This window comes from Paraburkholderia sp., assembly GCF_034668105.1.
GTDB lineage: Bacteria > Pseudomonadota > Gammaproteobacteria > Burkholderiales > Burkholderiaceae > Paraburkholderia.
Window position 1 is genome coordinate 1 of record NZ_JAXDPY010000581.1, and the last position, 6,422, is coordinate 6,422.

7 protein-coding genes are annotated in these 6,422 nt (G+C 65.2%); 2 read left to right on the plus strand and 5 right to left on the minus strand.

Features of this window, described 5'->3' with window-relative positions:
• The coding region (locus QOC89_RS25775; protein ID WP_323047609.1) for an endolytic transglycosylase MltG at positions 1 to 498 on the minus strand (498 nt) is incomplete at its 3' end.
• A 78-nt stretch (positions 499 to 576) separates the two neighbouring features.
• Here QOC89_RS25775 and QOC89_RS25780 point away from each other — a divergent pair.
• Both QOC89_RS25780 and QOC89_RS25785 read left to right on the plus strand, forming a co-directional pair.
• The gene (locus QOC89_RS25780; protein WP_323047603.1) at positions 577 to 1,674 is read left to right on the plus strand and encodes a folate-binding protein; all 1,098 of its coding nucleotides are present in this window, start codon (positions 577 to 579) and stop codon (positions 1,672 to 1,674) included.
• 93 nt (positions 1,675 to 1,767) lie between these two features.
• Positions 1,768 to 2,658, plus strand: a complete 891-nt coding sequence (locus QOC89_RS25785; protein WP_323047604.1) for an NRDE family protein — start codon at positions 1,768 to 1,770, stop codon at positions 2,656 to 2,658.
• Here QOC89_RS25785 and QOC89_RS25790 read toward each other — a convergent pair.
• From QOC89_RS25790 to QOC89_RS25805, 4 genes are all read right to left on the minus strand, one after another.
• A complete protein-coding gene (locus QOC89_RS25790) occupies positions 2,613 to 3,572 on the minus strand; it encodes an alpha/beta hydrolase (RefSeq protein ID WP_323047605.1) in 960 nt (319 codons plus the stop codon). The two genes, QOC89_RS25785 and QOC89_RS25790, sit on opposite strands and share 46 nt — an antisense overlap.
• A 9-nt stretch (positions 3,573 to 3,581) precedes the next feature.
• On the minus strand, positions 3,582 to 4,463 hold the full coding sequence (locus tag QOC89_RS25795; RefSeq protein ID WP_323047606.1) for an SDR family oxidoreductase: 882 nt from the start codon (positions 4,461 to 4,463) through the stop codon (positions 3,582 to 3,584).
• A 131-nt stretch (positions 4,464 to 4,594) separates the two neighbouring features.
• Positions 4,595 to 5,593, minus strand: a complete 999-nt coding sequence (locus QOC89_RS25800) for an NADP-dependent oxidoreductase (RefSeq protein WP_323047607.1) — start codon at positions 5,591 to 5,593, stop codon at positions 4,595 to 4,597.
• A 127-nt stretch (positions 5,594 to 5,720) separates the two neighbouring features.
• Complete coding sequence (locus tag QOC89_RS25805; RefSeq protein ID WP_323047608.1) at positions 5,721 to 6,227, minus strand: PaaI family thioesterase; 507 nt, start codon at positions 6,225 to 6,227, stop codon at positions 5,721 to 5,723.
• Positions 6,228 to 6,422 lie beyond the last annotated feature (195 nt).

Consider the following 6,422-nt stretch of genomic DNA (forward strand, 5'->3'; position numbering starts at 1 on the left):
GTCCGGGAAAAACAGCCCTTCGCCATTGCCGATCGACGCTTCCGGTGCGTTGATCGCGTTCATCAGATCGGCGTCGCTCATGCCGATCGTGTCATGCTTGAGCGCCGGATTGGCGTCCAGCTCGGCGCGCATGCGCTTGAAGGTCCACCCTTCGATAATGGTCGCCACGTATTCGTTGACGTCGCCGCGCGCGATTTTTTGCAGCACTTCATACGGCGTAATGCCCGTCTTGAACTCATAGTTGCCGGATTTCAGATCGCTTTGAAGTCCGAGCAACCGCGTCATGACAACGAACAGCTCGGGCTCGACCGGCACGCCGCCGCGGTTGAGCTGCAGCGTGACGCTGCGCAAGCTGCTGTGCGGTTTGACAGTGACATCGAGTTGCGCGGGGGTCAAATCGAGCGGGCTGTTGGCCCAGTGATATCCGCCTGCGATTGCGGCTGCGGCCAGCACAACGACGATTGAGCCGGCGACGAAACATTTCTTCAGAAGGGACATGCGAAACGTGGCAGGGTTGTACTGCATATAATACTTGTTTGCCTTAGCTAAAGTCAGAATTGACTGTTCTCGGAATCCATGAACACACCGCTCGCTACCGCTTCTGGCACGACTTCAGTGACGCCCGCAGTTGCTTCCGCGGGCGCTGCGGCCCCCACAACGGCAACGGCCTTTGTCGGACTTCCTACGTTGCCCCGCCCCGCGGCGGATGAGTTCGACGCCGTTATCCGACACGGCGCCTACATGCCGCTGACTCAGTTTGGCGTGATCGACGCGACCGGCGACGACGCGGCGAGCTTCCTGCACGGCCAGTTGACCAACGACACCCAGCATCTCGACGCCGCCAACGCGCGCCTCGCCGGTTACTGTTCGGCCAAGGGCCGTCTGCTGGCGTCGTTCCTGACGTGGCGCACCGGCGAGACGATCCGCCTGCTGGTGTCGAAAGACGTCCAGGCTGCCGTGCAGAAGCGTCTGTCGATGTTCGTTCTGCGTGCCAAGGCCAGGCTCGTTGATGCGAGCGGCGAACTGGCGGTGGTGGGTCTCGCGGGCGACGTGCGCCACGCGCTCTCCGGCGTGTTCGATGCACTGCCGGACGGCGTGCACGTGCAGGTGGACGGCACGGCGGGTTCGCTGATTCGTGTTCCGGACGCGCTCGGCCGGCTGCGCTATCTGTGGGTCGGCCCGAAGGCCGCGATCGAGGCGCACCTGCCCTTGCTCGATCAGAAGCTCAAGCGCGTGTCGCCGGCGGTATGGGATTGGCTCGACATCCGCGCGGGAGAACCACGCATCACGCAACCCGTGGTCGAGCAGTTCGTGCCGCAAATGGTCAATTTCGACGTGCTCGGCGCGGTCAATTTCCGCAAAGGCTGCTATCCGGGTCAAGAGGTGGTAGCGCGCAGCCAGTATCGCGGCACGATCAAGCGGCGCACCTCGCTCGCGAACGTGGCGGGCGAACTGGAAACGGTCAAGGCCGGCGCCGAACTGTTCCACTCGAACGATCCGGGCCAGCCATGCGGGATGGTGGTGAACGCGGCGTCGGCGCCGGAGGGTGGCGTCGACGTGCTGGTGGAGATCAAGCTCGCGGCGCTGGAAGGTGGCACGGTGCATCTGGGCGCGGCGGAGGGTCCGGCGCTGATGTTCCTGCCGTTGCCGTACGGGTTGCCGACCGAGGTCTGAACCGGGCAGCTTTTTCGTGACCGTTTCGCGGCAGGCTGCCTGCGGGCTTCAAGTTCTGCCGCTTCCAAGCCCTCCACCGGGAGACCTCCGCCGATGTGCCTCATCGTCTTCGACTGGCGACCCGCTGCGGTCGATGGCCCGCTCTTCACGCTCGCCGCGAATCGCGACGAATTTTTCCGCCGCACCGCCGAGCCGCTCAGTTGGTGGCATGACGCGCCGAGCGTGCTGGCCGGCCGCGATCTGGTGGGCGGCGGCACGTGGCTCGGCATGTCGCGCGGCGGCCGGTTCGCCGCGCTGACCAATTACCGCGCGCCGCATGAAATGCGTGCCGATGCACCGACCCGCGGCACGCTTGTCAGCGACTGGCTCAGCGGCACCGCAAGTGACCCGGTCCACGGGGCGCACGAAACACCGCTCGACTATCTGCAACACGTTGCGCGCACTGGCGACATCTACAACGGCTTTAACCTGCTCGTTGGCGACTGGACGCGTCGCGAGCTCGGTTGGTACTGCAACCGGTCGAACGCCGCGCCCATGCTGCTCGCACCCGGCACGCACGGCATCTCGAACGCGGTGCTCGATACCGCCTGGCCCAAGCTGGTCAAGAAGCGCGCGGAACTCGGTGCCATGCTCACGCGTGACGCGATGCCCCCGCTCGAACGCCTGATCGATCTGATGCGCGACCCTCGCCTTGCCCGCGACGACCAATTGCCGTCCACCGGCATTCCACTCGAACGGGAACGGGTGCTGTCGGCAGCGTTTATCGAAACGCCCGAGTACGGCACGCGCGGCACGACGGCGTTGCGCGTGGTCAGTCACGGTGACGTGATCGGCGTGGCCGTGGCCGAGCGCAGCGACGACAACGGCTCGCACCGGATCGTGCGGCCCGGCGACTTCGAGCGCAGCTTCGCGTTCAACGTGGAACCACAGAGCGCTGACTACTCGACGCCAAACGCCGCCCGCAATGCCGCGGCGGCATCCTGATGGGCCTGCGCGACTTCGGCGACGAAGCCGCCCATCTTGAAGAATTCGTGAATCATGCCCGGGTAGCGTTTCAGCGTGACCTGATTGCCCGCGGCGCGCAGTTTCTCCGCATACGCATCGCCCTCGTCGCTTAGCGGATCGTATTCGGCGGTTGCAATCCATGCCGGCGCGAGGCCGCTGAAATCCGGCGCACCGCGTTTGCCGTCGAGCGGCGCGAACCGCCAGTCGTCGCGGTCGCTCGTATCGCGCACGTATTGATTGAAGAACCATTGAATCGTGTCGCCCGACAGCAGGAAGCCGTTGGCTAGACGCGAGTGCGAATCGGTTTGCTGATAGCCCGTGGTGCCCGGATAGATCAGCAATTGCAGCATGAGCTCGATGCCCGCGTCGCGTGCCAGTACCGCGCACACCGTGGCCAGGGTGCCGCCCGCGCTATCGCCGCCCACCGCCAGCCGCGCCGCATCCACGCCGTATTCGGCGGCGTGCGCGTGCAGCCAGGTCAACGCATCGAATGCGTCTTCAACGGCGGTGGGAAATTTGTACTCGGGCGCGAGCCGGTAATCGACCGACAGCACCGCACACCGGCCGTCACGCGCCAACATGCGGCACAACGCGTCGTGCGTGTCGACACTGCCGAGCGTGAAGCCGCCGCCGTGGTAGTACACCAGCGCCGGCGCGGGCTCGGCCCAGCTCGGCTCGGCCGGCTGATAAAGACGCGCGCGAAGCGTCGCGCCGTCGCGCGTCGGCACTTGCAGATCTTCGAGCGCGAACATCGGCGCGCTCGCAATCTCCAGAATCGGCGCGCTTTTCTCGTAAGACGCGCGCGCCTGTTGCGGGCTCAGTTGGTGAAGCTGCGGGCGCTTCGCGCGCGCGATCATGTCGAGCACCTGCTCGATCTTCGGATTCAGCGGCATGGTAAGCGCCTAGCTCGCGTTCTTCACTTCGGGCTTCAGCGACATCGGGTCGGTCGGATTGCGCAACTGCTCGATATCCTCGTGACGCAGTTTCACCGTCGCCAGGATGCCCGGATGCGTGACGATATAGAAACGCCGCTCGGCGATCGCTGCGAACGTCATTTCGGCGACGTCGGCGGCGCTCAGCTTGCCGGATTGCACCGCGCGTTGCAGTTGCTTGCCGGCGGCGATCTGCGAGCGGGTCGGGCCGCTGTCGTTGCGCAGTTCCGCGGGGCGCGCGCGTTCCGCGTCGGCAATGCCGGTCGGCACGAAGGCCGGGCATAACAACGAACAGCCGACCTCGCCGCTACCCGCCGCCTGGGCCAGCTGCAGATCGTGATAGAGCGTCTCGGTGAGCGACACGACGGCGTGCTTCGACGCGTTGTAGATACCCATTGCGGGCGGCGACAGCAAGCCCGCCACGGAGGCCGTGTTGACGATATGCGCCGGTTCGTTCTGCTGCAGCATGATCGGCGTGAAGACGCGCACGCCGTGCGCGACGCCCATCACGTTGACGTTGAACACCCACGCCCAGTCGTTCGCCGAGCTTTCCCACAGGAACCCGCCCGCGCCCACCCCCGCGTTGTTGAACAGAAGATGACCCTTGCCGAAGGCGCCGAGCGCCGCTTGCGCGAGCGCTTCGACCTGGGCGGCGTCGGCGACATTGGTCGGCACGCCGATCGCCTCGGCGCCGCCGGCGCGCAAGGCGTCGACGGTTTGCGCAAGCGCGTCAGGATTGACGTCGGCGAGTACGAGCTTCATGCCGAGCGACGCACCCTTTTCCGCGAACGCACGGCCGAAACCGCTTGCGGCGCCGGTGATCACCGCCACCTTGCCTTTGAATTCGAACATCGCCTTTTGCTCCTGGGTTTTTGCGGTTCGGGGTAACCGGTCAAGTCCCCCGGGTTAGGCTCGCCGGCTTATGTTCACCGGCGAATCGTTCACGAACGTGTCTCGCAGAGGCCGCTTGACGGCCGCCGCGATCAGATCAGCTTGACGAGCTGCTTGCCGAAGTTCTTGCCCTTCAGCAGACCCATGAACGCCTCCGGCGCCGCATCGAGCCCTTGCGCGACGGTCTCGCGGTATTGCAGCTTCTTCTGCGCGACCAGCGTGCCGAGTTGCTTGAGCGCTTCGGGCCACACCTCCATATGCTCGCTGACGATGAACCCCTGCACCAGCAGCCGCTGCGTGAGCATCAGCGATGGATGCCTGAGCGGCACCGGCTGGCCATCGTAGCCCGCGATAAAGCCGCACAGTGCGATCCGTCCGAACGCGTTCATCCGCGCGAGCGTCACGTCGAGCACTTCGCCGCCGACGTTCTCGAAGTAACCGTCGACACCGTTCGGCGTCGCCGCTTTGAGATCCTGATACAGATTGCCGCCCTTGTAGTCGACGCAGGCATCGAAGCCGAGCGTCTCCACCACATAGCGGCACTTGTCCGCGCCGCCCGCGATGCCGACCGCGCGCGCCCCCGCCAGCTTCGCCAGCTGGCCGACCACGCTGCCCACCGCGCCGCTCGCCGCGCTCACCACCACCGTTTCACCCGCTTTCGGCGCGATGATCCTGTTCAAGCCGTACCAGGCGGTGACGCCCGGCATGCCAACCGGCCCGAGATACGCCGACAGCGGCACGTGCGTGTCATCCACTTTCTGCACCCCCGTACCGTTCGAGGTGCCATATTCCTGCCAGCCGAACATCGCGACAACCTTATCGCCCGGCGCGAACTTCGGATTCTTCGACTCCACCACTTCGCCCACCGTGCCGCCGATCATCACGTCGTTCAGCGGCTGCGGCGCTGCGTACGACTTGCTGTCGTTCATCCGGCCGCGCATATACGGATCGAGTGAGAGGAAATGGTTGCGCACGCGGAATTCACCATCGGCGAGCGGCGCGAGCGGGGTTTCGACGAGCTTGAAGTTATCGGGCGTGACAGCGCCTTGTGGGCGCGAAGCCAGCACGAGTTGACGGTTGATCTGGGGCATGACGATCGTCTCCATGGGTTACCGATGTGATCGGCGAGTAATTCGAACGAACGGCGTCGAACGAACGGCGTCTGCAAAGAGGGGTTTCTGCGCGCGTGGCGCTCACCACGCGCGGTCCATCCGGCGATTAGCCGTCGCTTGGACCGGGTTTCGCCGAAGGATCCGTGCGCAGACGCTGTTGCGTCACGTCGCGGCCCACGGCGAGACGCCGCATGTATTTGAACGTGCCGAGCGCTTTGGCGACGAAGTGGCCTTCGCTGTCGCGAATCTCGCCTTCGCAATAGGCCATGGTGGTCGAGCGATGCAACACGCGGCCGGTGGCGCGCAATTCGCCGCGGCCCGGCTGCATGAAGTTGACCTTCATCTCGACGGTGACTACGCCGACGCCGTCGCCGGCCAGACTGCGCGCGGCCATCGCGAGCGCGACGTCGGCGAGCGTCATGGTCACGCCGCCATGCACGACAGCCCACGTGTTCATGTGATCGGGCTGCAACGGCAGCACGACTTCGCTGGCGCCGTCCGCGGCCGAGACGAGTTGCGCGCCGAGCCGGTCGACGAACGGGCTTTCGGGCAACGATGCGTTGCTCGCTTTGGATGAGGGTGAGTCGGCTTTAGATGAGGGTGAGTCGGTCATTGCAGTTCTCGGATTTCGTAGTCGACACATTCACGCGATTCGCGCACCCAGCCGTCCTTGAGCTTCCACATCACACTATGACGGAACACGGGATCACCTTGTCGATTCAATTCGCGGGGCGCAGCGGGAAATGATAACCGCTACGGCGTTTGCGCATGCGTCGACATCCGCGCCGCCAGACGCCCTAACCTGCGC